Origin of the sequence: Streptomyces sp. AHU1 (assembly GCF_045343905.1) — a bacterium.
In the GTDB taxonomy this organism is placed as follows: Bacteria; Actinomycetota; Actinomycetes; order Streptomycetales; family Streptomycetaceae; genus Streptomyces; species Streptomyces triticiradicis.
Window position 1 is genome coordinate 6,026,119 of record NZ_CP174283.1, and the last position, 25,813, is coordinate 6,051,931.

Sequence of the window (25,813 nt, forward strand, 5' to 3'; positions counted from 1 at the left end):
GGGAAGGTGCGTGTCAGCCGGGCAGATGGCGGCAGCACTCGCAGGCGAGGGTGCCGAGGCGTCCTCCCGGGAGCCCCCTCCCCTCAAGGCATCATTCTTTTGGATCTTCCGGCTCGGCCTCCGGCTCCGTGCGCGCGCGCCGGGACTGGTACAAGTAGGCACCGATCAGCTGGATGAGCTCTTCGGCTCGCTCATTCTCGCCGGTCAGCGCACCGGTCAGCTTCCCGAAGGCCCCCTCGTTGAGCACGGCCGCGTCGGTGAGGGCCTCGCGCAGGTTGGGAGAGATGAGGAACTGGTCCTGGGCGTTGTTGTCGATCTGTTCGGCGATCAGCGGGTCCTCCTCGGCCATCCCGGCCGCGGCCGTGACGAAGCCGCCGATTTGCGGGTCCGCGAACTCGCCGCCGAACAGGCTGTTGATCTTGGCGATCACCTCTGACAGCAGCACCTGCTGTGGATCGCGGGCCACGGCGGTACCGATGCCAGTGACGCCTCGCAGCCCTGGCGTCTCCTGCTCTCCGGACAGGGCTATGGCCGCCTTGCCCTGGTCAATGTGCCGCACCCGCTTGAGGACTATCCCGGACAGGTCTACGTCGGCGCGGGGATCGTTGACTGCGAGCAGGCGCACCAGCTGGCGCAGGAACTCGGCGAGCTTCTCCAGGTCGGTGGTCGCGTAGTCGACGACCTGGGACATGAAGTCGTAGAGACGGACATAGGAGCCGCAGTCCTTGCGGAAGGTCCGCAGCTCGTTCAGTGCCTCGCTGTCGTCCCTCTCGGTGGCGTCGGCCCATCGGTTGGTGAACTCGTCGCGGGCCGGCGCGATCGCCGCCGCCAGTGCCGAGTGCCGCTGCTGGCCCCACCAGGCTTCGGCGTAGCGTTCGACGTCGGCGCGGGTGTAGATGCCGGGCTGGGCGAGCTTCGTGGCGAGCTGGTGGACGAGGTTGGGGTCGGTGGCAGTCTCGACGTGGGCCTCGGTGTAGTACTGCAGGAATGCATTCTGGATGTCGACGGGGTCGTTGACGAAGTCGAGGACGAACGTCTGGTCCTTCGCCTCGCCAGATGGGGCACGGTAGGTGCGGTTGAGGCGGGAGAGTGTCTGGACGGCGTGGACGTCGGGGAGTTGCTTGTCGACGTACATGGCGCACAGCAGCGGCTGGTCAAAGCCAGTCTGGAACTTCTCCGCCACCAACATCAGCCGGTAGTCGGGGCGCCGAAATTCCCGGGCGAGATCGGGTCCGAGGCCCGGGTTCAAGGACGCTTCGGTGGCATTCTCCAGGCCGTAGTCCTCATCGGTGATGTCACCGGAGAACGCGACGATCGTCTTGAGCTTGTAGCCCTTGGCGCGGATGAACTTGTCCGTCTCGATCTTGTAGCGGACGGCTGCTTGGCGTGAGGAGGTGACGACCATGGCTTTGGCCTGGCCGTCGAGGAGGCGCGCGACGTTCGCCCGGAAGTGCTCGACGATGATCTCGACCTTCTGCCCGATGTTGGACGGGTGAAGGTTCTTGAACCGCATGATCTTCTTGGTCGCGACCTTCGGGTCGACCAGTTGACCCTCATCGTCGCTGCTGATCGTGGTAACGACGCCATCGGCGCCGCGCTCCTCGATCTCGAACGCGGTCTTGTACGTCTGGTAACCACGCAGCACGTCGAGGATGAACCCCTCCTCGATGGCCTGCCGCATTGTGTACACGTCGAACGACTCGGGCTTGCCATCGTCGCTGGGACGCCCGAACAGCGTCTTCGTTCTGTGCTTCGGCGTGGCGGTGAACGCAAGGAACGACACGTTCGGCGACGAGGCTCGGGCAGCCGTCTCGGCGGATATCCGGTGCTCGCGCCTGGCGTGCTCGTCGTCGGCGGAAAGAAGCTCGTTGACGACGTCCTGGGTGTCGACCGCCTCGTCCTCGGCGACCTGCCCACCCTCGGTGAGGACCTTCTTCAGGGCGTTGGCCGTCTTGCCGGACTGGGAGGTGTGAGCCTCATCGACGATGACGGCGAACGCCTTGTCGTTGAGCGTCGTGTCGATCAGGCCCTTGACGTAGGGGAACGTCTGGATGGTGACCACGACGACCAGAGCAGGCCCGGTCAGCGCGTCGAGTAGGGCCCTGGACTTCGAGCCGCCGGAGCGGCGCACGGCGGCGGAATCGATGACCGCCACCGAGTCACCGGAGTCGTCGACCTGGCTTACGGCCTCCTGGAGCTGCCGGTCGAGGACCTTGCGGTCGGAGACAATCAGGACCTTGTCGAAGACCTTGCAATCGTCACCATCGTGCAGTCGGGCGAGGCGATGCGCGGTCCAGGCGATCGTGTTGGTCTTGCCCGAGCCGGCCGAGTGCTCGATCAGATACCGTCGCCCCGGCCCGCCAGCACGGACCTCGTCGACGATCCGCCGCACCGCACGCCACTGGTGGTAGCGGGGGAACAGCAGCGTCGTCGTTCGCTTGATCTTTCCTGTGGCCGGGTCCTCGTCCTCGTTCTTGCGCAGGAACATCAGCGAGCCGAGGATATGGAGCCAGTTGTGCCGATCGAGGACCTCCTCCCACAGGTAGGAGGTGGCCGCGCCGTTCGGGTTTGAGGGGTTGCCTTTCGCGCCGTCGGCGTGGCCCCGGTTGAACGGTAGGAAGTGGGTCTTGTCGCCTGCGAGCTTCGTGGTCATCCATACTTCGTCGTCGTCGACGGCAAAGTGGACCAGGGCGCGAGTGCCGAAGCCGAGGAGCGGCTGGCCCTTAGGTTGGCGATCCTGCTTGTACTGCTTGATCGCTGTGCGCCACTCTTGCTTAAAGAAAGACTTGAGCTCCAGCGTTGCCACCGGCAGCCCATTCACGAAGAACACTAGGTCGATCGACCGATTGTCGCCACGAGCCGACGAGAAATGCACCTGCCGCGCTACCCGTAGTCGTACCGACTCGTACGCCTTCGTCACCGTCGGATTCAGGGTGGTCGCCGGCGCGAACTGGCACATCCGGAAGTGCGCTGTAGCACCACGAGTGTGTGAGAATCGCCGCCGAAGCACGTTTAGCGTGCCGCCGCCCGAACCCATCGGAGTATCCAGACGCGCCACGAGTGCATCGAGCAGTGCGTCTTTATCGGCCTGCTCCGTCGAGGTACCGGCTTTGACGACCTTCTCGTACTCCTCGGACTGCGTGGACCTCAACCACCAGTGCACGTCCTCGGGCCACAGGGCGCGCTTTGTGTCGTATCCGTCATCCGACCTGCTGTACGCCCAGCTGTGGACGGCGAGATATTCGGCAATTTCAGTCTCGAACGCCTCTTCGCGAGTCTGATCTGCAGTCGCCATGCGTCAGCCAGCCTTCCCGGCGGTGCGTACGTCGAGTTGTCCGGCTACAGCGGCTGTGATGAGCGCAGCACGACGCTCCTTGGCGAAGTCGATGTGCTCCTGCGCCTTGGCGATGAGGGCATCAATCCGTGCGGTCTGGGCGTCCAGATGAGCGAGGATCCGACGCTGCTCATCGACCGGCGGGAGCGTCATCGGAAGGTTAACGATATCGGACTGACTGATATTCAGCATCGAGGAGCTTGCGCCGGTAGCTTGCATCTCTATCAGATCACGCCACTTGCGGCTTCCGAGCACGGCGGCGACGAATTGGGGGAGTGCCTGATCCTCGTTAAGGGTGAAGGCATAAAGCTTGTCACTCAGCATTAGCCGCGGGAAATCTCCTTCAACGACCGCTGCGCTTCCAACGAGGTCGCGAGTATTAGCGCGAGACACAATGAGGTCACCACGTTGTACGACGGTTCCGGGTCGAGGAGTTTCCTCTGCGGGGAGCTCTTTGTTCTCCATGGGGCGGAAGACTCCGCCGTTCACGGAACCGACCTTGAGAACAGCCCAGGAGTTGATTCCATCAGCAGGCCAGGAATAGCACTGCGGGCTCCAACCTTGACGCACCGACCGAACAACGTGCTTCAGCCTTGGACCGCTTGTGGCAACTTCCGACACAATGACATCGATCGCGGCACTTCGCCGTTCTCCGAGGAACTCTACCTCCCGCAGCATCTCCATGATTTCACCGGCGACGCGGCTGAGATCGGTGTCGATCTTCTCGAGCGGTCGGGGCGGGATGTACTGGTAGAAGTGTCGGGTGAATGGGATCTCGTAGCCGGTCTTCGTCTTGGACTTGTCAATCCAGGCATCGGTCACGTGTGGCTTGACCTCGGCCTCGAAGTAGGCGTCGATGGTTTCCTCGGCGGCATCGTGGGTCTTCGGGCGACCGCCCCAGCCGAAGGGAATTTTCTCGGTGTCGCGCAGAGCAGGGTCGGGTTCGATCTCGCCCTTGTGCGGGCCGGAGGTGTAGCGGCAGACGTCGGCGTTGTCATCGTGTTCACCGATCGTCTGCCACAGTGTCTTGCGCTGAGCCGCGGTCAGCGTGATTGGGCACTCACTCAGATGCTTGCCGAGGTCGTTAAGAAACTCCTCCCTGTTGAGGTAGACCTGCTCGCCGAAAGAGCCGAGGGCCTCAACCAAGCCCGCGATCTTGCCAAGGGTTTTATGGTTGGCGGCGTCAGTGATCCGATCGGCGGTGCACTGGAACCTGAGGCGTAGGGGGCGCTCGACGGTGGTCGTCCAATAGGCGAAGTCGCGGTTCTCGAAGATCTTCGAGGTGGCTGAAGCTTCGCGGGAGGCGAACGCCTGCACGATCGCGGCGCGAGCGGCGTCAGAGATTTCGACGCGCTTGGAGCCGATCGACTTGCCCAACTTAGAGCCGAGCCCGGTCGCGTCGATGAGCTGGACTGTGCCCATGCGCTCGGTAGGCTTGGCGTTCGAGAGGATCCACAGGTAGGTGGGGATGCCGGTGTTGTAGAACATGTCGTTGGGTAGAGCGACGATCGCTTCGACCAGGTCATTCTCGAGCAAGTGGCCGCGGATTTTGGATGGCCCGGATTCAGCGCCGCCGGTGAAGAGCGGCGAGCCGTTGAGGACGATGCCTGCCTTTCCGCCGCGGCCGTTCTCGTCCACGTCGCGCATCTTCGAGGCGACGTGGAGCAGGAACAGCATCGAGGCGTCCCCGACGGCGGGGAGGCCTGAAGCGAAGCGTCCTTGTCCGCCGCGTCCGTGTTCGGCGGTCACCTGGGAAGCGATTGCCTTCCAGTCGGTGCCGAACGGCGGGTTGGACAGGACATAGTCGAACTTGTGGTCCTCGAATCGGTCTACGACGAGAGTGTCGCCCTGCCGGACGTTGGTCGGATCTTGGCCCTTGATAAGCAGGTCGGCCTTGCAGATCGCGTAGGTCCGCGGGTTGATCTCCTGGCCGAACAGGGCCGTTGAGGCGGACGGGTTTAGGCCGTGGAGATGCTCGTCGGCGACGGTCAACATGCCGCCGGTGCCGACGGTTGGGTCATAGATGGACCGGACCTGGCCTCGGTCGCGCAGTGCCTCAGTGTCCTCGGCGTAGACGAGGTCGACGAGGAGGCGGACGACGTCGCGGGGTGTATAGAACTGTCCGGCGCCATCGTTGGCGGACTCGGCGAACCGGTAGATAAGGTTCTCGAACAAGTCGCCCATGTCCGCGTTCGAGACGGTCTCAGGGCTCAGGTCAACCCCCTGGAAGTGCTTGACGACAGGCGAGAGGCGGTCGCGGGCGTCGAGGGTGCGCAGAACGTTCTCGAAGTCGAAGGACTTAAACACGTCCAGGTTCGAAGAGAAGCCAGAGACGTAGTTGATGAGGTTGGCCGCGAGGTTGTTCGGGTCCTGCAGAGCCTTCTTCAGGGTGTAGTTGCTGGTGGTCCAGAAGTTCAGGCCCGGACTATCCGGGGTGCGCGTCTTGAGCTTCAGGTAGGTGCGACGCTGCTGATCACCGGGGTACTGGCTGATGATCTCGGCCATCGCCTCCCGGTGCGGTTCCATCACGCACTCCAGGCGACGCAGCACGGTGAACGGCAGGATCACCGAGCCGTATTCGGCTTCCTGGTAGGGGCCGCGCAGAGTGTCGGCGACGCTCCACACGAATTGGCTGAGGACGCTCACGCAGGTCTTCTCCGGTCTAAGGCTCGGGCGGTCACAGCTCTGCTCGACGGGAGCGTGCTGCGTTACCCGAACCCTATCCGCCGGGACCTGTACGAAGCAGGGCGATGGTCCAGGCGCCTAAAAGATGCCACCGCCGGCTCACGACGCCCGCTTGGCTGGCTCGTTGCTGTGATCGACCGCTGATGGCCACCACCCTCCGCCGTCGTTGCATCAGTACTGCCGTCACTGCCATCGATGTGTACGGCCCAGTAATGCCCGGGGGTGCAGCCTGTACTTCCTGACGAGAGGGGGCTGGTGTCGGCGTTCGAAGCTCAGCCGACGATAGTCAGCCACCCGCCGACGCATAGGCGTAGGCGAGCTGGCTGCGGCTAAGAAGGCTCGCTCTCCGTAATGTCGCGACCAGGTCTGTATGTCGACCCTCCTTGACCACAATGAGCCATGTCATTGTCCGGGAGGCCCAGAAGGTGCTCGCTGCGCCTCAAGAGCGTGTAGATTCCGAAGACTTTGCGCAGGAGTCCCCAAAGACGAGAAGAGGTATGACGATGCAACTGGGTAGGCGTCCAGACACTCTGTATGCGTCCCCGCCGGCCTAGGGCTGGTACAGACAACCCCTGGCGACGGCAGCATCTCGCAGCCTACGTCCTATCTGCTTCCTCCGGCCCTTCGAAGGAACTGAAGTGAAGTCCACGGAGGCATGGTCGGGCTGAGAAGTTGCCTCCGCGTCATCTATCGCGACGAGGCTCTCGTTCTGTATCTCTGCGACTGATAGGCCATATGTTCCGACAGAAATGAACTCCAGGTCCTCTGTCCAGCGCCGGTATGCTTCTGCAGGACCGACCCTCTCGCGCAGAGTAGACAGCAAATACTTGTCTCTTTCAGAGGGGACAAAGGCCTCGCTCGACGGCGACCCGTTAGGGAATTGGGACGGATGGACCTGTCGAAAGAGAGTCTCGTTCGCGTCCTGGAGAATGGAGGTCTCTGAAGACTGGGTCAATTCATACTCCCACTCTCAAGGAAGCGAACAAGTGTAGTCTCGTTGAACTCCATCTGCCTTTCGTGGAGTTCGTCCGTTACAGTATTGTCGGCACACAAGAACAATTGATCATCCGGCTCAATGGCGGCGCTCATCTCGACATCCCCACGCCGCCACTCCAGGACAATTGCCCCCTCCGAATTGGGGACGATGGCGACTTCCATTCCGAGTGCGACGAGGCGAGGGATGAGGTGCTCGACTTTCCTAGCCACCTCATGACTGGGCGCCTGGCTATCGGGACCCAGCCACGTGTCCGTCAGCTCGCGGATTTTCTGCAGCTGGAATAGTAGGGATTTTTCCTCAATCGATCGGATGGCCGTGATGGCGTCGACATTGAAAAGGTGGACGTTCTTTTGAGCGGCGTCAGGGGTCTCTCCCTCCACTAGGACATCAGGGGCGGTGACGCCGTCCGTAGCCAAAAATTCTTTGGCGGCCACAGCGAGATCGTGGCGAACCTGGTCTAGTTTGCAGATCGAAATGCCGGAGGAAGTCTTTAGCCGGAAACTCATGGCGGAACCGTCGTACTCGACGATTACCCCTTCAAGCTGAACTCGCTGGGGGGCTGGTACAAGCTCCTCTATTTCCTCAAGAATCTCACGTACTGCGAAGTCGACGGTTGCGCGCCTTGAGTCCTGCTTAGGGTCGCCTAGAATAATCGCTTCAGAATCTTGCAGGCTAGAACCAACTCGACGGATTGCCCTCATCGAATCAGCCGAGAAGTTAACGGGGGGCTGTCGAGTGCGTGCGATACTCTGCAAGGAGTCTGTAAGGGCATCGCGTGCTCTCGCATAGATGCCCGACCACTCATCCCAGTCCTCATCGCTGATTTTCCCTGCAGGGCGATGGAGAACCATTCGAGGTCTTGCACTGCCACTCAGGACGGCGATTAGGCGAAGGTCAAAAGCTTCGTTGAAGCCGTTAGGCAAACGGCGCCGGTCCGGGTTGCCTTCCAGCCACAGATCACGCGCCACCTTCAGTACGGCTTCACGAAAAAGCCCGACCTCGCGAGCCGTGTCAGCCGGCATACCAGGAGCGTCAAATCGGTCGCCAGTCAGCGAGAAAAAGGCGAAGTAGTCCTCTTCGCTTGCATCCATGATCGACTCCGTCCCCCAACTCACCCTCCTGCAGGGAGACGTCTGAAGTTATCAGGTTCCTCTGACAACGCCCCCCGCCAGTCACTCTGTACTAGCCATGGCCCCTAGGCAAGCAGGTTGCCACAAGCAATTGGTTCGGCGGCACACCGGTCAGCCTGAGGGCACGAGGGCGGTGGAGCGGCTTTGGGCTGGAGCTGCTTTGGCGCGAGTGATCATGGCCCCGTAAGCTTGCGGCGCGTCGGGCAGTCTGTGGACCTGCCCGGTAAAGCACGACGTTGGGGCCATGATCTTGGAGGCTCGCGCCAAAGTGGCTGCGTAAAGCCGCGGAGCCGACCACCCTAGCCACGACGTACCCCTTCTCTGGCATCAGGCGGCTGATTGCTGTGGCCGCGGCGCGGGCGCCGGCCGGGCTGGAGCGGGGCGGAGACATGAGCGCAGGCCCGGCCGGGGGCCGGGCCGCGCGCGGTGAGCGGAGCGAGCCGCCTTGAACCAGTAGAGAAAGTTTGAATCACGTCGTCCTCGTAGGGCTGCTGTGATCGTTCCGCTGGGTGCTCGCTAGCCGTTGGTGTAGAACGCTGGGTATGGGGAGCGAGCGGCAGGAACGAATGCGGGCGCTGGGGGCACAGCTTCGGGCTCTGCGTGTGGATGCCGGCCTGACGGGTGCCTTGTTGGCGCAGCGGGCAGGGGTGGGTCAGCCGACGGTTTCCAAGGTGGAGAACGGGCGGATGGTCCCCAGCCATGATGTTCTCGATCGCCTGTCCGGAGCTCTGGGCCTGGATGCTGCTGCCGTTGCGGAGTTGAGTGCTGCCCTGGCCGAAGTTGAGTCGGCTCCCTCGGCCGGTCTGGGCGAGACGCCGTTGGGCTCGAACGTTTCCGTAGATGCCGCTGTCGACCTGGCGGTGCGTGGAGCCCGGCTCGTTCGGTCGTTCCAGTGCGTTGTCCTGCCGGCCATGCTCCAGAGTGCGGAGTACGCCCGGCATGTCTTCGCGAGCACGCCCGGTGCGGATGCGGTTGAGGTGGGCAAGGCTGTTGCGGCTCGCGTGGAGCGACAGAGCGTCTTGTACGAGCCGGGGCGAGAGTCCGTCTTCGTCGTGACCGAGGGCGTGCTTCGGACGTGGCCCGGCAGTCCTGCCCTGATGCTTGCTCAGCTCGACCGGCTGCTTGCTGTGGAAAGCCTGACCACTGTGCGGTTCGGCGTAATCCCCTGGGACCGTCCGGTACCGGTCATGCCGCGGCACGGCTTCACCTTGTGCGATCGAGAGGCGGTGGTCGTTGAGACCTTCAGGGGCGAGCGGGCAGAGAAGGACCCGGACGTAGTCGCGTCGTACGAGGAGACGTTCGCTCGGTTCGAGGGGGCGGCTGTCTTCGGCGATGAGGCACGGGAACTGCTGATGCGGATCATGGGCGATCTGCGGGTCCTGCCCGAGGACGTCACTCCGTAGAGGAATAATTCCTCTGAATGCCTAGAAGCTTGGCTTCCCTAGGAATACTCTGCCTGCGTGCTGTCTAGCCCTCTAGACGAGGAGTGTTCCTCTTGCTTGCGAAGTGGTGCCGTCCGTTCCCTGGCCTGCCCCAACAGGTCGCTGAAGCCCGTTACTTCGTCGCCGCCCTGATGGAGGCTGAGGGGCCCCGCATGGTGGAGAGCGCCGTCCTCATCGTCAGCGAGCTGGCGTCCAATGCCGTTCGCCACTCTCGGAGCGGTCGCAAGGGCGGCTGGTTCCTCGTGATCGTCGTGCTCGACGACGACCGAGTACGAATCGAGGTGATCGATGAGGGGGGCTTCGACAGGCCCCAACTCCTCGCCGCCAATCACTGGGAGGAGGAGAGTGGGCGCGGACTGTTGCTGATGGCGGCCTGTGCCAAGGACTGGGGAGTGAAGGAACGGACGCACGGCCGGTCGGTCTGGGCCGAGCTCGCGCGAGCCGGGGAATGATCCCCGTAGTTCTGGCCGGCTGCGCTTCCTGCCTCCTGGGCGGCTGAGGGTGAGTCCTCGCGGGGTCCCCGGTTACCGGTCTGGCTTCTATGTGGTTGATGTTCGTACGGGACAGCGTCTCCCGCCCGAATCGTCTAGGGCCCTAGACTCCTGGGTGCGTCTAGGAGGTGTGGGCATGTCGGACGAGTTGCAACGGATCGCGGCCATCGATGATCCGTACTTGTTGCTGCGTGAGGTCACTACAAGGTTGGCCGATGCTCAGCAGGAGGTTACGGAACTCGCCCGGCTGCGTCGGCGCGTAGTGCAGGACCTGCATGCGCAGGGGCTGTCGTACGCGCAGATCGCGGGGAAAGCCGGCCTGAGCCGCGGGCGCATCCATCAGATCCGGCATACGGGACCGGCCCCTGAAGGGGCCTTCCTGGGGCGCGGCGCCGTCACTGTGGCCACCCCTCTGCGTCGCGATGATGAGCGTGGACGCACGGTGGTCGCTGTGGACGACGTCAGCTCCGGTAAACGGCTTGAGGATCTGGCGCGGTCGTACGGGCTCGACGTCCTCTCCGAGCACGTGTCGGTGAGCGGTGACATCGACCTCAACCGTGACGGCCTGGTCGTGGTCTGTGGCCCCCGGATGTCCCAGCAGATGTGGGACACCTATGGCCAAGATCCGGTGTTGAGCTGGCAGCAGGCGGACGACGGGCCGTGGACGGTGGTCGACGGGCGCACGGGCACCGTGTACCGGTCGGGGCAGGACAGCGATCCGGCCCGCCCGTACGACGTCGGATACCTCGGTAGACTGCGCCGGCCGGACGGAGCTGGCTCGTTGCTGGCCATCGCCGGAATCCATACGCAAGGCTCCCTTGGCGTCGTCCAGTTGCTCTCCTCTGACCTGAACAGCTTGTGGGGGCAGGTAGGCGAACAGCGCTTCTCCACGCTGGTGGGAGTCGAGTACGACCCCGAGACCGGCGAACCCCGCAGCGTCGAACTGCTCTGCCCGCTCTACCGCCACGACGAGGAGTCGGCGGCGTGACTATCGGGTTGGTCTCGTTCCCTGCCACGCCCGATGCTCCGAACGAGGACTTCGCCGCTGCCTCGCCAGGGGCCGCGGTCCTCCTTGACGGCGCAGGAGTGGCCGGGGGGTGGACCGGCTGTAAGCACGGTGTCGCCTGGTTCTCGTCGACGCTGGGCGGCGTCCTGCTCGGCACGCTCGTCGCGCAGCCTGGCCTCTCGCCGGCTGAGTGTCTGGGGCATGCGATTCTCGCTGTCCGGTCCCTGCATGAGGGTGACTGCGATTTGCACCACCCTGCCAGCCCAACCAGCACTGTCGTTGCCGTGAGAGCCCGTGCGGGAGCTCTGGAATACGTCGTCCTGGGAGACTCGGCGCTCCTCCTGGCCAGCCGTGACGGCATGGTCGACGTCGTCACAGATCGACGGTTGGACGAGGTGGGCAAGCGGCTGCGCGGTCCTGTCGACGCGTTGCCCACCGGTTCGTCCGAACATGCTGCCGCGCTCGCTGAGTACAGGAGCGCCCTGACTGGAGTGCGTAACCGGCCTGAGGGCTTCTGGATTGCAGGCCCGGACCAGGAAGCGGCTCAACACGCGCTCGCCGGTTCTGTCTCGCTGGACTCGTTGGCGTCCGTGGTGCTGATGAGTGACGGGGCCACCCGTCTCGTCGACCGGTTCGAACTCGCCACCTGGGATGAGCTGTTCGCGCTTGTCGCTGATTCCGGCCCTGCCGAGGTGATCCGTCAGGTGCGTGACGCGGAAGCCGAGGACCCTGCTGGTCAGCGCTGGCCGCGGGGCAAGGCGCGTGACGACGCCACGGTGCTGCACTGGGCGTTGCGATAGTCGCTGCGACCCGTCGTTTGTTTACCCCCCTAGACAGTTGACGGGTCGTCGGCTTACAGTTGCCGTCAACCCCCCTAGACAGTTGGGGAGACTCCTCCTCGTACTGTCTAGGGGGGTATCCAACCGAGATGGGCGCCGGAAGCGGCGTCACCGACTCAGTGAGGTCAACAGAATGCGTGTCATCCCCGTGGACACTTCGGCCGCGACGCTCCTCGTCACCAAGCTGCCCGAGGTGAAGGTGAAGGACCGGCAGACGGGCGAGATCGCCGTGGACCCGGTGACCAACGACCGGCTGATGGTGCTGGAGGTGGTGTTCATCGCCCAGGGCGGCTCGGACATGGTCAAGGTGACCGTGCCGGCCAAGGGCATCGGCGAGGGCCTGGTCATGGGTACGCCGGTGATCCTTTCCGGCCTGGTCGCACGGCCGTGGGAAAGTGAGTTCGGTGGTCGTGCGCGACACGGGATCGCCTACCGGGCCGATGCCGTCATGGCCAACGCCCCCGCCGCGGTGCAGGGCTGAACGCCATGACCGACTCCGTGTGGACGCTGCTCTTAGGGCTGGTGGCCCTGGCCGTGATCTTGCAGGTGCTGCGGCACCGCTTGCCGGTCGTCTTCTGGTGGCTCATCGGCTATCCGGTCGTCGCGCTGCGCGTGCTCGCCACTTACCGCGCCACCATGGACGCGTGCGGCCTGACCGTCCCGGCATCGGCTGTACGGCGAGCGACTGCTCGGATGATGGGGCGGGAGGCGTCCCCCGTCCCGCCGCGCCGGTCGCTTCCCCTGCCCACCGGCTCGGGGCTCGTGATGCGACTGCGCATGGCGACCGGGCAGGCGCCGGAGGACTTCACCGCTTCCGCCGATCGGTTGCGGCACGCCTGGGCGGCCCACGCCGTCCATATCCGCCCCACCAAGCCCGGACGCCTCGAACTGCGACTCATCGGCTGGGATGTACTCGCCAACGTGCGTCCCGCCCGGCGCCGGTTCTCCAGTGGACTGCTGACTCTGCCTCTCGCCCTGCGGGACGACGGGAGCTGGCACGTACGGGACTTCCGCACCGTGCCGCACGAACTGATCCTCGGTGCCACTCAGTCCGGCAAGTCCGTCTACCTGCGCAACCTGCTGTGCGGTCTGGCCCGGCAACGGGTCGTCCTCGTCGGCATCGACTGCAAGTGGGGCGTTGAACTGGCGCCATTCGCACCCCGGTTGTCCGCGCTCGCCGATACATCGGACCGAGCGAACGAACTCCTGGACGTCCTCCTAGAGGAGATGGAGGAGCGGTTCCGGCTGATCGGTGTTACCTCGGGAGCGGGCCCGGACGCCGTGCTCACCTCCGACGTCTGGGGCCTGCCCGACGCGGTCCGGCCCGTGCCGATCGTGGTCGTCGTCGACGAGGTGGCGGAACTCTTCCTCGCCGCGAGCCGCGATGACGAGAAGCGCCGGGATGCCATGGTGACCAAGTTGATCCGCATTGCTCAGCTCGGCCGCGCCGCGGGCATCTACCTGGAGGTGTGCGGACAGCGCTTCGGCTCCGAGCTCGGCAAGGGCGCCACCATGCTGCGAGCCCAGCTCACCGGCCGTATCTGCCACCGGGTCAACGACGAGTCTTCCGCGAACATGGCCCTTGCCGACATCTCCCCGGAAGCCGCGCTCGCCGCGACCGGCATTCCCGCCAACCGCCCGGGTGTGGCCGTCGTCGGCGACTCCTCGGGCGGCTGGTCCCGCGCCCGCTCTCCGCACCTGACGCTGGGCGACGCTGCGGCCGTCTGCCGAGCCACCGCGGACCTGGTCCCGGCCCTGCCTCGCCTTGCCGCCTTCCGGCCGGCCGTTGCTCCGCAGGCCGTGGAGAAGCCCACGCACTCCACCGCTACCGCCCCGCGCCCGGTGACCGAGTAGCGACACCTTTTCCCCCGGTCGGCGTGACCGCCTCGCGCCGCGTCCCTACCCCTCCCATGCCTCGAACCGGAAGGAGTCCGTGCCGATGCGTGCCTTCCTGGCCCGTGTGGACGCCGTGATCATCCAAGCCGTCATCGCGGGCGCCCTGTCCTTCTCCCACCTGCACGACCTCGCCGAGGCGGCCGGACAGGGCGGCTGGAAGGCGTGGGCTTACCCCGTCTCCGTCGACCTGCTTCTCGTCGCTGCCTGGCGGCGGATGCGTGATCAGCAATGTGCCGGGCTCCCGACCGGTGGTTCTCGGCTTTGGTTCCTGGTCGCCCTCGCGGCGTCCCTCGGCGCGAACATCGCCACCGCCGGACTCCTCGACCTGGCCGACGTCCCTGCCCTGCTCCGCGTGGTCGTCGCGGGCTGGCCGGCGGTGGCCTTCTTCGGCGGCACGTTGCTGGCCCACACGCCCCGCACTGCGGAGGGCGCCGACCGCGGTGCGTCGACTGGGTCCGAGGTGGGGGAGTCGATGCCGCTCGTCCCCACTCCCGCGATCGTCGAACCGACAGTCAGCGGCCCGGCGGAGCCCGATCTCATCCCGGCCTTGCAGCCCGCGGCTGACTCGGGCCCGCCACCGGTACCCGCCGCGACCTTCCACCTTCCGCCCGTCCTCGTCGACCGTGCCCAAGCGGTCGCCCGAGAGCTCCACTCCAGCACCGGCGAACCTGCCGACCCCGACACCGTCCGTGCCCGGCTCGGCCTGCCCGCGTCCATGACGTCGGCCGTCGCCGCGCACCTCTGACCAGGGAGACGCCCGCCATGACCTCGCGCTTCCGAGACGTCCGCCGCATCGGCCCCGTACAGGTCGCCTCGTACCTCTCCCGAGGCCGTACCCGACACGTCGCCGCTTGCACCGCCCCGCGCTGCGACTTCTCCGTCGAGTACGACAGCCGCGCCGCCGCCGAACTCGCCGCCCGTATCCACCGCTGCCGCGCCTGACAGGAGACGACTGACATGCACGTCCCGCTCTGGCTCGCCCTCCTCGCCGTCGGGGCCCTCGGGGTCCGGCTCGCCCGCCCGCCGTGGTGGCTCGTCGTCGTGCTCCTCCTGGGCGGCTACCTCGCCGCCGGGAGCTTCCTCGCCCCCGCCATCGACCCCGCCCTCAAATAGCACCCGCACGGAAGGGAGTCAGTTCCATGTTCAAGCCCAAGTACCCGCCCATGGACACCGCCCCGGTACCCGCCGCGCCGCCTTCGACCGTCCACACCTCGATTCCCCTCCAGCGCGCTGCGGCGCCTGCTCCCACAGAGGTGGTTTCGAACCGTCCTGCCGTGCAGCTCACCCCGGGAAGCGCGCTGACCCTCGTGGTGGGCGGCTCCGCTGTCGTCCTGGTCGTGGGAGCCGTCCTGGTCTCCATGCTCCTCGCCGTCGCAATCACCGCCGCCTCCGTAGCCGTCTGCGCGGTCACCGTCCGCTCGATCCTCAAGAGCGACCGCCGCTGATTTCACTTCGTCCGCGCCCTGGCTTGCCTGTGGTGTCTAGTCCCCTGGACAAGCCAGGCGCGGTCTCGGACTCGTTCCCTCAAGGAGGAACCCGCACATGCGCACCGAGGCTCCGACCGGAGCCGTCCGCCAGCTGGCGGCCCTCGCCCAGCTCGGCGACCTGAGCAACTACGCGCACCAGATCCAACGCCTTGGCGGCTGCGAGCGGCCCGTACGGATGGAGGGTCACCGCCTGGACGTCCTCGCCGCTACCGGCGAAATCGTCCGGGAGATCGCCGACCACGAGCTTCCCGCCGGACAACTCCTCATCCGGTGCAACAACCGCCGCGCGACCCGCTGCGCCGCCTGCGCCGAGGTCTACCGCAAGGACACCTTCCATCTCGTCACGGCGGGCCTCAGTGGAGGCAAGGGCGTCGGTCCCGCGGTCACCGAACACCCCCGCGTCTTCGCCACCTTCACCGCGCCGTCCTTCGGCCCCGTCCACAACCGGCCCGGTGGCGGCCGCTGCCGCTGCGGGCGCTTGCACGCGGACGGAGACGCCGAACTCGGCACCCCTCTGAACGCGGACCGCTACGACTACCGCGCCGCTGTCCTGTGGAACGCCCACGCCGGTGCCTTGTGGGCCCGCTTTGTCACCTACCTGCGCCAGCAACTCGCATCCCGAGCGGGCATCGGGCGCTCGGAGCTGCGCGACTGCCTCAAGGTGTCGTACGCCAAGGTTGCCGAGTACCAGCGACGGGGCGCCGTTCACTTCCACGCCGTGATCCGCCTCGACGGGCCGGACGGAGCCGAGGACGCCCCGCCGGCCTGGGCCACCACCCAACTCCTCACCGACGCCATCCGCTCGGCCGCCGCCCTCGCCGAGACGCCCGGCCCGCTCCTGGACGGCCGTGCCCACACCTTCCGATTCGGCGAACAGCTCGACGTCCGCCCCATCCAGTCCGCCGACTTCACCGGCCCCACCAACCTGAGCAGCCGCGCCGTCGCCGCCTACATCGCCAAGTACGCGACCAAAGGCGCCGAAAGCGCGGGCACCCTGGACCGCCCCATCCGCAACCCCGTCACCGACCTCATCGGTGCCGAAGTCAGCGACCACGCACGGCAGATGATCCTCACCTGCTGGCGCCTGGGCGCCCTGCCCGAGCTCGAAGAACTGCGCCTGCGTAAGTGGGCTCACATGCTCGGCTTCCGCGGCCACTTCTCCACCAAGTCCCGCGCCTACTCCGTCACCCTCGGCGCCCTCCGCCAGGAGCGGGCCGACCACAACGAGGCACGGACCCGCGAACGCGCCGCCGAGGCGGGCCACCCGCTGCCCGACCCGGACACCGTCCTCGTCCTCTCCCACTGGCGCTTCGCTGGCACCGGCCTGACCGCCGCCGAAACGTTGTTTGCCGCAGCACGACACCCCGCCCCCGAGACAGAAGGAGAACCGACGTGAGCCCGCATCGAGACGAGTTGATGACTGTTCGCCAGGTCCTGAACGAGCTGGGTGGGGTCTCCCGCCGGACGTTTTACCGCTGGCGTGAGCTGGGGCATGGACCAGCCGCATTCAAGCTGCCCAACGGGGAGCTCCGGGTGTGGCGGAGTGACTTCGCCACGTGGTTGCGAGAGTTGGAGGCCGCGGCGTGAAGTCTCTCGATGTGAAGGTGTGGGGCGTTCGTAAGCGGAACACGAAGAAGTCGTCTTATGACGTCCGATGGATCGTCGCTGGCAACGTCTTCTCCGAGCAGTTCCGAACCAAGGGGCTGGCGGACCACTACCGCTCCAAACTGCTTCAGGCCACCCACGGTGGCGAAGGGTTCGACACGGCCACTGGCCTTCCCGACTCGATGGTCGAAAAGGCGGCCTCGATGAGCTGGTACGCCTTCGCTCTGCGGTACCTCGCTATGAAGTGGCCTCACTCGGCTCCCAACACGCGCAGCGGGATCAACGAGTCTCTGACGGCAGTGACCATGGCTCTCCTGGACGACCGGCCGGGACAGCCTCCCGAAGAGCTGATCAGGAAGACGCTCCGCAACTGGGCTTTCGTCCTCCCCGGGCCGAGTGAGAGGGAGTTGCCCGACGACGTTGCGAACACCCTGAGCTGGGTGTCGAAAGCTTCGCGACCTCTGGCAGACCTCGGCGATGCCGCCCTTGCCAGGGCGGTTCTGGATTCTCTGAGGCTGAAGCTCGACGGGACTGCTGCGTCCGCGGAAACCGTCCGTCGCAAGCGTCGAACGCTGGTCAATGCGCTGCATTACGCGGTGGACCTTGGGGAGTTCAAAGAGAACCCGGTGACCCGGATTCGGTGGAAGAAGCCGAAGGTTGCTGGCGAGGTCGATCCGCGGGTGGTTGCCAACCCCGAGCAGGCACGGGCTTTGCTGACGGCCGTGTCGTACATCGGCGGGTATGGCCGGGCCCGCGGTCGTCGGCTCGTCGGTCTGTTCGCCTGCATGTACTACGGAGCCTTCCGGCCGGCCGAGGCCGTGGCGCTCACCGAGGCGGACCTGAAGCTTCCCGAATGCGGCTGGGGTACGGCGCTTTTGAACCGGACGCGGCCCAGCGTCGGCAAGCAGTGGACGGACTCGGGTGAGACTCACGATGACCGGGGTCTCAAGAATCGCCCTGCGGAGGAGGTCCGACTCGTTCCGATTCCGCCTCAGCTCGTCGTCATTCTCAAGCAGCATCTCGACACGTTCGGTGCCGCTGAGGACGGGCGGCTGTTCACGAACGAGCGCGGGGGAGTGGTCGGCTCGTCGACGTACTACCGCGTGTGGCAGGAGGCTCGGGCGCTGGCACTTTCGCCGGCTGCGGTCGCATCGCCGCTCGCTGCTCGACCGTACGACCTTCGGCACTCGGCTCTTTCGACCTGGCTCAACTCAGGGGTAGACCCGACGGAGGTGGCCGAGCGGGCTGGAAACAGCGTTGAGGTCCTGCTCGGCCGCTATGCGAAATGCATCGATGGGCGCCAGGAGATCGCCAACCGGAAGATTGAGGACCTTTTGAGCGAGTACGAGTGAGTGGACCGCTCGGCGAACAGCCCCCAGCCTTTTCGGGTTGGGGGCTTCGTCGTGTACTGGCCGTATCTCTTATGTCGCTGGTTGCTGGATACACCTGTCGCGTCGATTTCTCTTTCACTGGCGAGCGGGCGCCTCAGGAGTCCCGTCCGATTCGCCCTCTACGCATGTACGGGCGGAGTGCTGACCCTCGCTGTATGGGGGCTGCGAAGAAGTCGACGCGTCGGTTAGGCGGGGCACGGCTGATGTGCCCGTACTGCGGTCTGCCGCAGGAACGGGTACCGACGCTTGAACACGACTGGGTGTTGTTGGAGCCGGACATGACTCCGCTCGCTCACGTGGTGCCGGCGGAGCACCGGTGGATCGAGACGTTTGACGGGCGGGTGACGGTGTATGGCGTCTGTCCTCCCGATCCGTTTCAGCGGTGCCGCATCGAGCATCGGCTGGCCTGTCCCGAACAAGTACTGCCCGACATGTGGCCGTGGCTGACGAGCCTGCGAGGCGAGAACGCGCGCCAGGCCGAGCGTCTGAACGAACCCGAGCCGCCCCGCCCTCCCGAGGAGTGGCCGGACGCCGGATGACGAGCATCGGCTGAATTGCTGGGCTGACCTGGGGCGACGCTCCAAGATCCTGTCCACAAATAGTCCACAGACCCCGACATACGGCGGCTCTGGGTGGCATCCGCCTGCACATACGCGAAGACCCCGGCCTCAGCGTTTCCGCTGGTGACGGGGTCTTTGGGCACCTCATGATGGGTGCCCCCGGCAGGATTCGAACCTGCGCACACGGCTCCGGAGGCCGTTGCTCTATCCCCTGAGCTACGGGGGCGTGTCGGGCGCTTTGTGTGCGGCGACGGGTAGAACCCTACCAGCTCTTTCGGGGGTGATCGCCACGTGTTTTGGTCGGGGACGGGTGGTGTTGCGGAGAGTGAGGGGAGGGAGGGCGCGGGAGGGGCGGGGGAGTGTCGAACCGGTGGGTGGGGCCGTGGTGGGTGCCGGGGGCTGCACGGGGTGGAAGTGGGGAAAACCCGGACGCGGCGGTGGGCGCGGACCTACTCTCGAGTTGTGCAAGGCGCGTCCGGCCGAGTGCTTGTTGTGGACGACAACAAGGTCATCCGGCAGCTGATCAGGGTCAACCTCGAGCTGGAGGGTCTCGAGGTCGTGACCGCGGCTGACGGTGCCGAGTGTCTGGACGTCGTCCACCAGGTCCAGCCCGACGTGGTCACCCTCGATGTCGTGATGCCCCGGCTCGACGGTCTGCGCACCGCCGCTCGGCTGCGTGCCGATCCCCGGACGCGGAATCTGCCCCTCGCCATCGTCAGCGCCTGTACGCAGTACGAGGTCGAGAGCGGGCTCGACGTCGGTGTCGACGCCTTTCTCGCCAAGCCTTTCGAGCCTTCCGAACTCGTCAGTCTCGTGCGGCGGTTGATGGAACGACGCAAGGTGGGCGGCGTCATGGGCGGCGCCGTCGAGGAGGGCGAGCGCGCGGGGCGCACCGGGCATTGAGCCGACCGTAGTGGGCACGCGGGGCGCTCCGGGCATTGAGCCGACCGTAGTGGGCACGCGGGGCGCACCGGGTATTGAGCCGTGACGGGCGCGCTGGGCTTCAGCCGTAACCAGGTGTACTGGGTGTACCGGGCGTACGAGGCGGGCGGTCCGACCGCCGTTCGCCGACCGCCGTTCGCCGACCATCGACCGGGTCACCCCACGCCGCCGACCAGGTCACTGTGCACCGCCAACCGCCAACCGCCAACCGCCAACCGCCAACCGTGGACCGGGTCACTCCACACGGCTGACCGCCGACCGGGTCCCCCCACACCGCCGACCGCCCACCGCCGATCACCCCCGCCCAGGCCCGTCGCCCCCGCGCCGCCCCCGTCGAACCCCGTCCCACATCCCGGACCATCGTCCAAATGGGCTCGCATACCCACCCCCCTCCTCCCCTAGGCTTGTCCCGTGACCCCCGTCGAGCTCTCCCGTACCGTGCTGTGCGCGGTGCGTCGTGCTGTCGACGTGGGGGAACTGGGCGGTGTCTCCGTGCCCGGGAGCGTGGCCGTCGCGCCGCCGGGGCCGGGCGGGTGCGGGGACTACGCGACGAACATCGCCCTGCGGCTGGCCGGGCAGGCCCGCCGGCCCGCGCCGGAGGTCGCCGAGATCCTGCGGGCGCACATCGCCGCCGATCCCGGTGTCGCCGACGTGGCCGTCACCGGACCCGGTTTCCTCAACATCACCCTCGCGGGCGGCGCGTCCGCCGGCCTGGTGGAAGAGGTCCTGGAGCAGGGGCCGCGGTACGGGTACGGCGACACCCTCGCCGGGCAGGTCGTCGAGCTGCGCGTGCCCTACGACACCAGGGCCGAGGTGGTCGCCGACGCCCTCGTACGGATCGTCGCCACCCAGGGCGGACGTGCCGAGGTCCGTCACGCCGAGCCCGTGAACCTACGGCCCGTCCCCGCGCCCGAGGACCCCGCCCCCCTCGGCCACGACGCCGCCCGCTGGGCGCTGCTCCATCCCGCGCCCCACGACCGGCCCCGGATCAGCGCCGACCACCTCCTCCAGCGCGAGAGCAATCCCCTCTTCCGGGTCCGTTACGCCCATGCCCGCACCCGGGCCCTGCACCGCAACGCCGCCACCCTCGGCTACACCGGTGCCCCTTGCGGCGTTCCCGGCGGCACCCGTCGTGCGGACGCCCCGCCGCGGACGCCCGCCGCCGCTCCCGAGGCCTCCGGCGAGGCCGGTCTCCTCGCCGCCCTGGCCGGATACCCGCACGCCCTGCGCCTCGCCGCGCGGCACCGGGCGCCCGACCGGCTGGCGCGGCACCTCGTCGTGACCGCTGACGCCCTTCTCGGTTTCCAGCACGTCGTGCTGCCGCTCGGCGACGAGAAACCCTCGGCCGCCCACCGTGCCCGGCTCGCGCTCGCCGAAGCCGCCGGGGCGGTGCTGGCCGGCGGCCTGTCCCTGCTCGGCATCAGCGCACCCGAACATCTTTGACGAAGTAGAGAGAACCGCAGACATGAGCCGTTCCGCACACCCCGCCGGGCCCCGTCACGCCGACGTCCTCCCCGAGGGCCACTACAGCGCCCCGCCCGCCGACCTGAACGCCCTCGACCCGAAGGTGTGGTCGCACACCGTCAGTCGTACGGAGGACGGTGTCGTGACCGTCGGCGGTCTCGAAGTCACCGCGTTGGCGGAGGAGTTCGGCACTCCGGCCTACTTCCTCGACGAGAGCGACTTCCGCGAGCGGGCGCGTGCCTGGCGCACCGCGTTCGGGCACGACGCCGACGTCTTCTACGCGGGCAAGGCGTTCCTCTCGCGCGCCGTCGTGCGGTGGCTGTACGAGGAGGGGCTCAACCTGGACGTGTGTTCCGGGGGTGAGCTGGCGACGGCCCTGTCCGCCGGGATGCCCGCCGACCGCATCGCCTTCCACGGCAACAACAAGTCCGTCCACGAGATCCGTACCGCCGTCGAGGCCGGGGTCGGGCGGATCGTGCTCGACTCCTTCCAGGAGATCGTGCGGGTCGCGCACATCGCGCAGTCCCTGGGCAAGCGGCAGCGGGTGCAGATCCGGGTGACGGTGGGCGTGGAGGCGCACACGCACGAGTTCATCGCCACGGCACACGAGGACCAGAAGTTCGGGATCGCGCTCGCCGACGGGCAGGCCGCCGAGGCCGTACGGCGGACGCTCGCGCTCGACGCGCTCGAACTGGTCGGCATCCACTCGCACATCGGATCGCAGATCTTCGACATGGCCGGTTTCGAGGTCGCCGCCCGCCGCGTCGTCGCGCTGCTGGCCGCGGTGCGCGACGAGCACGGGGTCGAGCTGCCCGAGATCGACCTCGGCGGCGGTCTGGGCATCGCGTACACCAGTGACGACGACCCCCGCGAGCCGCACGAGATCGCCAAGGCGCTGAGCGAGATCGTGACGCGGGAGTGCGAGGCCGCGAGGCTCAGCACTCCGCGCATCTCCGTGGAGCCGGGGCGCGCCATCGTCGGGCCGACCGCGTTCACGCTCTACGAGGTCGGCACGGTCAAGCCGCTCGACGGGCTGCGCACCTACGTCTCGGTGGACGGCGGCATGTCGGACAACATCCGCACCGCGCTGTACGACGCCGAGTACAGCGTCGCCCTCGTCTCGCGCACCTCCGACGCCGAGCCGATGCTCGTGCGCGTCGTCGGCAAGCACTGCGAGAGCGGGGACATCGTGGTCAAGGACGCCTTCCTGCCGGCCGACCTCGCGCCGGGCGACCTGATCGCGGTGCCGGCCACGGGCGCGTACTGCCGGTCCATGGCCAGCAACTACAACCACGCGCTCCGCCCGCCGGTCGTCGCCGTGAAGGACGGCGCGGCGCGGGTGATCGTCCGTCGTGAGACGGAGGAGGACCTCCTGCGCCTCGACGTCGGCTGAGAGGAAGCCGGCTGAGAAGGAGTCGGCCGAGAGGAAGTCGGCCGAGAAGAAGAACGCAAGAAGAAGAACGCAAGAAGAAGAACGCAAGAAGAGCTCAAGGGCCGAGAGAAACAGTGCGTGCCCCGGCGATCCGGGGGCGACGGCAAGTGACAGGAGGTGACGTCAGGTGATCGGATGGACCGGATCGGCACGGTGTGGACCGGGACGGAAGATCTCCTGTCGTCACCTATCAGAAAAATGAAATGGACGTCTCACGATCCGGACGAAGGGTAGAAAGTCCCGTTCGGTGAGTGAGACTGGTCCAACCGAACACGGTATGAGGAAACGAGGTCGGATGATGCGTACGCGTCCGCTGAAGGTGGCGCTGCTGGGCTGCGGGGTTGTCGGCTCAGAGGTGGCGCGCATCATGACGACGCACGCCGACGACCTCACGGCCAGGATCGGTGCCCCCGTCGAGCTCGCGGGCGTCGCCGTCCGCCGGCCCTCCAAGGTGCGCGCGGGCATCGACCCCGCCCTGGTCACCACCGACGCCACCGCCCTCGTCAAACGCGGGGACATCGACGTGGTCGTCGAGGTCATCGGCGGCATCGAGCCCGCCAGGACGCTGATCACCACCGCGTTCGAGCACGGCGCCTCCGTCGTCTCCGCGAACAAGGCGCTGCTCGCCCAGGACGGCGCCGCCCTGCACGCGGCCGCCGTGGAGCACGGCAAGGACCTCTACTACGAGGCCGCCGTCGCCGGCGCCATCCCGCTGATCCGGCCGCTGCGCGAGTCCCTCGCCGGAGACAAGATCAACCGGGTGATGGGGATCGTCAACGGGACCACCAACTTCATCCTCGACAAGATGGACTCCACGGGGGCGGGCTATCAGGAGGCCCTCGACGAGGCCACCGCGCTCGGGTACGCCGAGGCCGACCCCACCGCCGACGTCGAGGCGTTCGACGCGGCCGCCAAGGCCGCCATCCTCGCCGGGATCGCCTTCCACACGCGGGTGCGCCTCGACGACGTCTACCGCGAGGGCATGACCGAGGTCACCGCCGCCGACTTCGCCTCGGCGAAGGGGATGGGCTGCACCATCAAGCTGCTCGCCATCTGCGAGCGGGCCGCCGACGGGGGCTCGGTGACGGCGCGCGTGCACCCCGCGATGATTCCGCTGACCCACCCGCTCGCCTCCGTGCGCGGCGCGTACAACGCCGTGTTCGTCGAGTCGGAGGCCGCCGGCCAGCTCATGTTCTACGGGCCGGGCGCCGGCGGCGCCCCGACCGCCTCCGCCGTCCTCGGCGACCTGGTGGCCGTCTGCCGCAACAGGCTCGGCGGCGCCACCGGTCCCGGCGACTCCGCGTACGCGCAGCTGCCCGTCTCGCCCATGGGCGAGGTCGTCACGCGGTACCACATCAGCCTCGACGTGGCCGACAAGCCCGGTGTCCTCGCCCAGGTCGCCACCGTCTTCGCCGAGCACGGGGTGTCCATCGACACCGTGCGCCAGTCGGGCAAGGACGGCGAGGCCTCCCTCGTCGTCGTCACCCATCGCGCGTCCGACGCGTCCCTCGCCGGTACGGTCGAGGCGCTGCGCGGCCTCGACACCGTTCGGGGTGTCTCCAGCATCATGCGGGTTGAAGGAGAGTAACCAGCAATGACCCACCAGTGGCGCGGAATCATCGAGGAGTACCGGGACCGGCTTCCGGTGTCCGACAGCACGCCGGTCGTGTCGCTCCGCGAGGGCGGTACGCCGCTCGTGCCCGCGCAGGTGCTCTCCGAGCGCACGGGCTGCGAGGTCCACCTCAAGGTGGAGGGTGCCAACCCGACCGGGTCCTTCAAGGACCGCGGCATGACCATGGCCATCACGCGGGCGAAGGAGGAGGGCGCGAAGGCCGTCATCTGCGCCTCCACCGGCAACACGTCGGCGAGCGCCGCCGCCTACGCCGTACGCGCCGGGATGGTCTGCGCCGTCCTCGTGCCGCAGGGCAAGATCGCGCTCGGCAAGATGGGCCAGGCCCTCGTGCACGGCGCCAAGATCCTCCAGGTCGACGGCAACTTCGACGACTGTCTGACGCTGGCCCGCTCGCTGTCCGACAACTACCCGGTGGCGCTGGTCAATTCGGTCAACCCGGTGCGCATCGAGGGCCAGAAGACGGCCGCCTTCGAGATCGTGGACATGCTCGGCGACGCGCCCGACATCCACGTCCTTCCGGTGGGCAACGCGGGCAACATCACCGCGTACTGGAAGGGGTACACGGAGTACGCCGCCGACGGTGTCGCCGGGAAGACCCCGCGCATGTGGGGATTCCAGGCGTCCGGTTCCGCGCCCATCGTGCGCGGCGAGGTCGTCAAGGACCCGTCGACGATCGCCACCGCGATCCGGATCGGCAACCCGGCCTCGTGGCAGTTCGCGCTGGCCGCGCGGGACGAGTCGGGCGGCCTCATCGACGAGGTGACGGACCGTGAGATCCTGCGCGCCTACCGGCTGTTGGCGGCGCAGGAAGGCGTCTTCGTCGAGCCCGCGTCCGCCGCGTCCGTCGCCGGTCTGCTGAAGGCCGCCGAGCAGGGCAAGGTCGACCCGGGGCAGCGCATCGTCTGCACGGTCACCGGAAACGGTCTCAAGGACCCCGACTGGGCCGTCGCGGGCGCTCCGCAGCCGGTCACGGTCCCGGTGGACGCGGCGACGGCGGCGGAGCGGCTCGGTCTGGCGTAGCGGCCGGATCCAGGTCCGGTCCGGCGCGAGAGCAGGAACGGTCCGGCACGGGTCGAGGAACGGTCCGACGCGAGTCGAGGGGCGGTCCGGCACAGGCCGGGGAGCGGTCCGGCGGACGTGCGGGCCGGTTCTCGCCGGAGCCGGGCTCGGAAAGGCGCGAAGTCAGGCCATATATGGCGTGAATCCGCCGGTTCCGGAGGGGTGAACGCCAACCCGCCGAACGGGGTCGGCGGCCCCGACGAGGGCCGTCCGGCCGGGGAGGACCCGCCGTGAGCGGGCGGAAAACCGTCTGAAAACAGATGGAAACCGTCCGCCCGTGAGGGTCATCCCCCTGCCGACCCGGCGGGGGGTGCACGAGGGGCTTACGACACGCATCGTGCGCCTCCTGTGCGCCCTATGTCGCCACAGAACCTTCCTTCGATAGGCTGTACCGAACCCGCCCGCCGCATATGCCGCGGT

22 protein-coding genes and 1 tRNA gene are annotated in these 25,813 nt (G+C 67.1%); 19 read left to right on the forward strand and 4 right to left on the reverse strand.

Translation table 11 applies throughout. The annotated features are described in order from the left end of the window. Positions 1–91 precede the first annotated feature (91 nt). From ACICHK_RS27000 to ACICHK_RS27010, 3 genes are all read right to left on the reverse strand, one after another. Entirely contained in the window at positions 92–3,295 is a 3,204-nt protein-coding gene (locus ACICHK_RS27000; protein ID WP_406838907.1) for a type I restriction endonuclease subunit R, read from the reverse strand. Between the two features lie 3 nt (positions 3,296–3,298). After that, the gene (locus tag ACICHK_RS27005) at positions 3,299–5,980 is read right to left on the reverse strand and encodes an N-6 DNA methylase (protein ID WP_406838908.1); all 2,682 of its coding nucleotides are present in this window, start codon (positions 5,978–5,980) and stop codon (positions 3,299–3,301) included. A 990-nt stretch (positions 5,981–6,970) separates the two neighbouring features. After that, on the reverse strand, positions 6,971–8,107 hold the full coding sequence (locus ACICHK_RS27010; protein ID WP_406838909.1) for a hypothetical protein: 1,137 nt from the start codon (positions 8,105–8,107) through the stop codon (positions 6,971–6,973). A 581-nt stretch (positions 8,108–8,688) separates the two neighbouring features. Here ACICHK_RS27010 and ACICHK_RS27015 point away from each other — a divergent pair. From ACICHK_RS27015 to ACICHK_RS27080, 14 genes are all read left to right on the forward strand, one after another. Beyond that, positions 8,689–9,549, forward strand: a complete 861-nt coding sequence (locus ACICHK_RS27015) for a helix-turn-helix domain-containing protein (RefSeq protein ID WP_406838910.1) — start codon at positions 8,689–8,691, stop codon at positions 9,547–9,549. 170 nt (positions 9,550–9,719) lie between these two features. Beyond that, a complete protein-coding gene (locus ACICHK_RS27020; protein ID WP_406841329.1) occupies positions 9,720–10,040 on the forward strand; it encodes an ATP-binding protein in 321 nt (106 codons plus the stop codon). A 175-nt stretch (positions 10,041–10,215) separates the two neighbouring features. After that, positions 10,216–11,067, forward strand: coding sequence for a sigma-70 family RNA polymerase sigma factor (locus ACICHK_RS27025; protein WP_121405971.1), 852 nt, complete (start codon positions 10,216–10,218; stop codon positions 11,065–11,067). Beyond that, on the forward strand, positions 11,064–11,885 hold the full coding sequence (locus tag ACICHK_RS27030; RefSeq protein WP_406838911.1) for a protein phosphatase 2C domain-containing protein: 822 nt from the start codon (positions 11,064–11,066) through the stop codon (positions 11,883–11,885). Before ACICHK_RS27025 ends, ACICHK_RS27030 begins: the two co-directional genes overlap by 4 nt. Positions 11,886–12,057: 172 nt before the next feature. Then, entirely contained in the window at positions 12,058–12,405 is a 348-nt protein-coding gene (locus ACICHK_RS27035; RefSeq protein ID WP_406838912.1) for a hypothetical protein, read from the forward strand. A gap of 5 nt (positions 12,406–12,410) precedes the next feature. Next, positions 12,411–13,778 carry an FtsK/SpoIIIE domain-containing protein gene (locus tag ACICHK_RS27040; RefSeq protein WP_406838913.1) on the forward strand — a complete coding sequence of 456 codons (1,368 nt, stop codon included), beginning with the start codon at positions 12,411–12,413 and terminating at the stop codon, positions 13,776–13,778. Positions 13,779–13,863: 85 nt separating this feature from the next. Beyond that, the gene (locus tag ACICHK_RS27045; RefSeq protein ID WP_406838914.1) at positions 13,864–14,565 is read left to right on the forward strand and encodes a DUF2637 domain-containing protein; all 702 of its coding nucleotides are present in this window, start codon (positions 13,864–13,866) and stop codon (positions 14,563–14,565) included. A gap of 17 nt (positions 14,566–14,582) precedes the next feature. After that, positions 14,583–14,762: a mobile element transfer protein gene (locus ACICHK_RS27050; RefSeq protein WP_406838915.1), complete on the forward strand. Its 180-nt coding sequence runs from the start codon at positions 14,583–14,585 to the stop codon at positions 14,760–14,762. A 15-nt stretch (positions 14,763–14,777) separates the two neighbouring features. Next, positions 14,778–14,933 carry a hypothetical protein gene (locus ACICHK_RS27055; RefSeq protein WP_183117007.1) on the forward strand — a complete coding sequence of 52 codons (156 nt, stop codon included), beginning with the start codon at positions 14,778–14,780 and terminating at the stop codon, positions 14,931–14,933. Positions 14,934–14,959: 26 nt separating this feature from the next. Then, positions 14,960–15,265, forward strand: coding sequence for a SpdD protein (locus tag ACICHK_RS27060; RefSeq protein ID WP_406838916.1), 306 nt, complete (start codon positions 14,960–14,962; stop codon positions 15,263–15,265). 97 nt (positions 15,266–15,362) lie between these two features. Further along, positions 15,363–16,703 carry a replication initiator gene (locus ACICHK_RS27065; RefSeq protein WP_406838917.1) on the forward strand — a complete coding sequence of 447 codons (1,341 nt, stop codon included), beginning with the start codon at positions 15,363–15,365 and terminating at the stop codon, positions 16,701–16,703. A 20-nt stretch (positions 16,704–16,723) separates the two neighbouring features. Continuing rightward, positions 16,724–16,894: a helix-turn-helix transcriptional regulator gene (locus ACICHK_RS27070; protein ID WP_406841330.1), complete on the forward strand. Its 171-nt coding sequence runs from the start codon at positions 16,724–16,726 to the stop codon at positions 16,892–16,894. Then, positions 16,891–18,264: a tyrosine-type recombinase/integrase gene (locus ACICHK_RS27075; RefSeq protein ID WP_406838918.1), complete on the forward strand. Its 1,374-nt coding sequence runs from the start codon at positions 16,891–16,893 to the stop codon at positions 18,262–18,264. The genes ACICHK_RS27070 and ACICHK_RS27075 overlap by 4 nt, the downstream gene beginning before the upstream one ends. A gap of 194 nt (positions 18,265–18,458) precedes the next feature. Further along, positions 18,459–18,842 (forward strand): DUF6083 domain-containing protein, encoded by a 384-nt coding sequence (locus tag ACICHK_RS27080; protein WP_406838919.1) that lies wholly within the window; start codon positions 18,459–18,461, stop codon positions 18,840–18,842. A 175-nt stretch (positions 18,843–19,017) separates the two neighbouring features. Here the strand turns inward: ACICHK_RS27080 and ACICHK_RS27085 are convergent. Then, positions 19,018–19,089: transfer RNA gene (locus tag ACICHK_RS27085), tRNA-Arg, on the reverse strand. A gap of 182 nt (positions 19,090–19,271) precedes the next feature. Between ACICHK_RS27085 and ACICHK_RS27090 the strand changes: the two genes are divergently transcribed. From ACICHK_RS27090 to thrC, 5 genes are all read left to right on the forward strand, one after another. Beyond that, a complete protein-coding gene (locus ACICHK_RS27090; protein WP_406838920.1) occupies positions 19,272–19,766 on the forward strand; it encodes a response regulator in 495 nt (164 codons plus the stop codon). Between the two features lie 450 nt (positions 19,767–20,216). After that, complete coding sequence (gene nrtL / locus ACICHK_RS27095; RefSeq protein WP_151472294.1) at positions 20,217–21,248, forward strand: ArgS-related anticodon-binding protein NrtL; 1,032 nt, start codon at positions 20,217–20,219, stop codon at positions 21,246–21,248. Positions 21,249–21,270: 22 nt separating this feature from the next. Further along, positions 21,271–22,662: a diaminopimelate decarboxylase gene (gene lysA, locus ACICHK_RS27100; protein ID WP_406838921.1), complete on the forward strand. Its 1,392-nt coding sequence runs from the start codon at positions 21,271–21,273 to the stop codon at positions 22,660–22,662. Positions 22,663–22,996: 334 nt separating this feature from the next. Further along, the gene (locus ACICHK_RS27105; protein WP_192582612.1) at positions 22,997–24,289 is read left to right on the forward strand and encodes a homoserine dehydrogenase; all 1,293 of its coding nucleotides are present in this window, start codon (positions 22,997–22,999) and stop codon (positions 24,287–24,289) included. A 6-nt stretch (positions 24,290–24,295) separates the two neighbouring features. Further along, a complete protein-coding gene (thrC, locus tag ACICHK_RS27110; RefSeq protein WP_103550977.1) occupies positions 24,296–25,354 on the forward strand; it encodes a threonine synthase in 1,059 nt (352 codons plus the stop codon). The last annotated feature ends 459 nt before the right edge of the window (positions 25,355–25,813 follow it).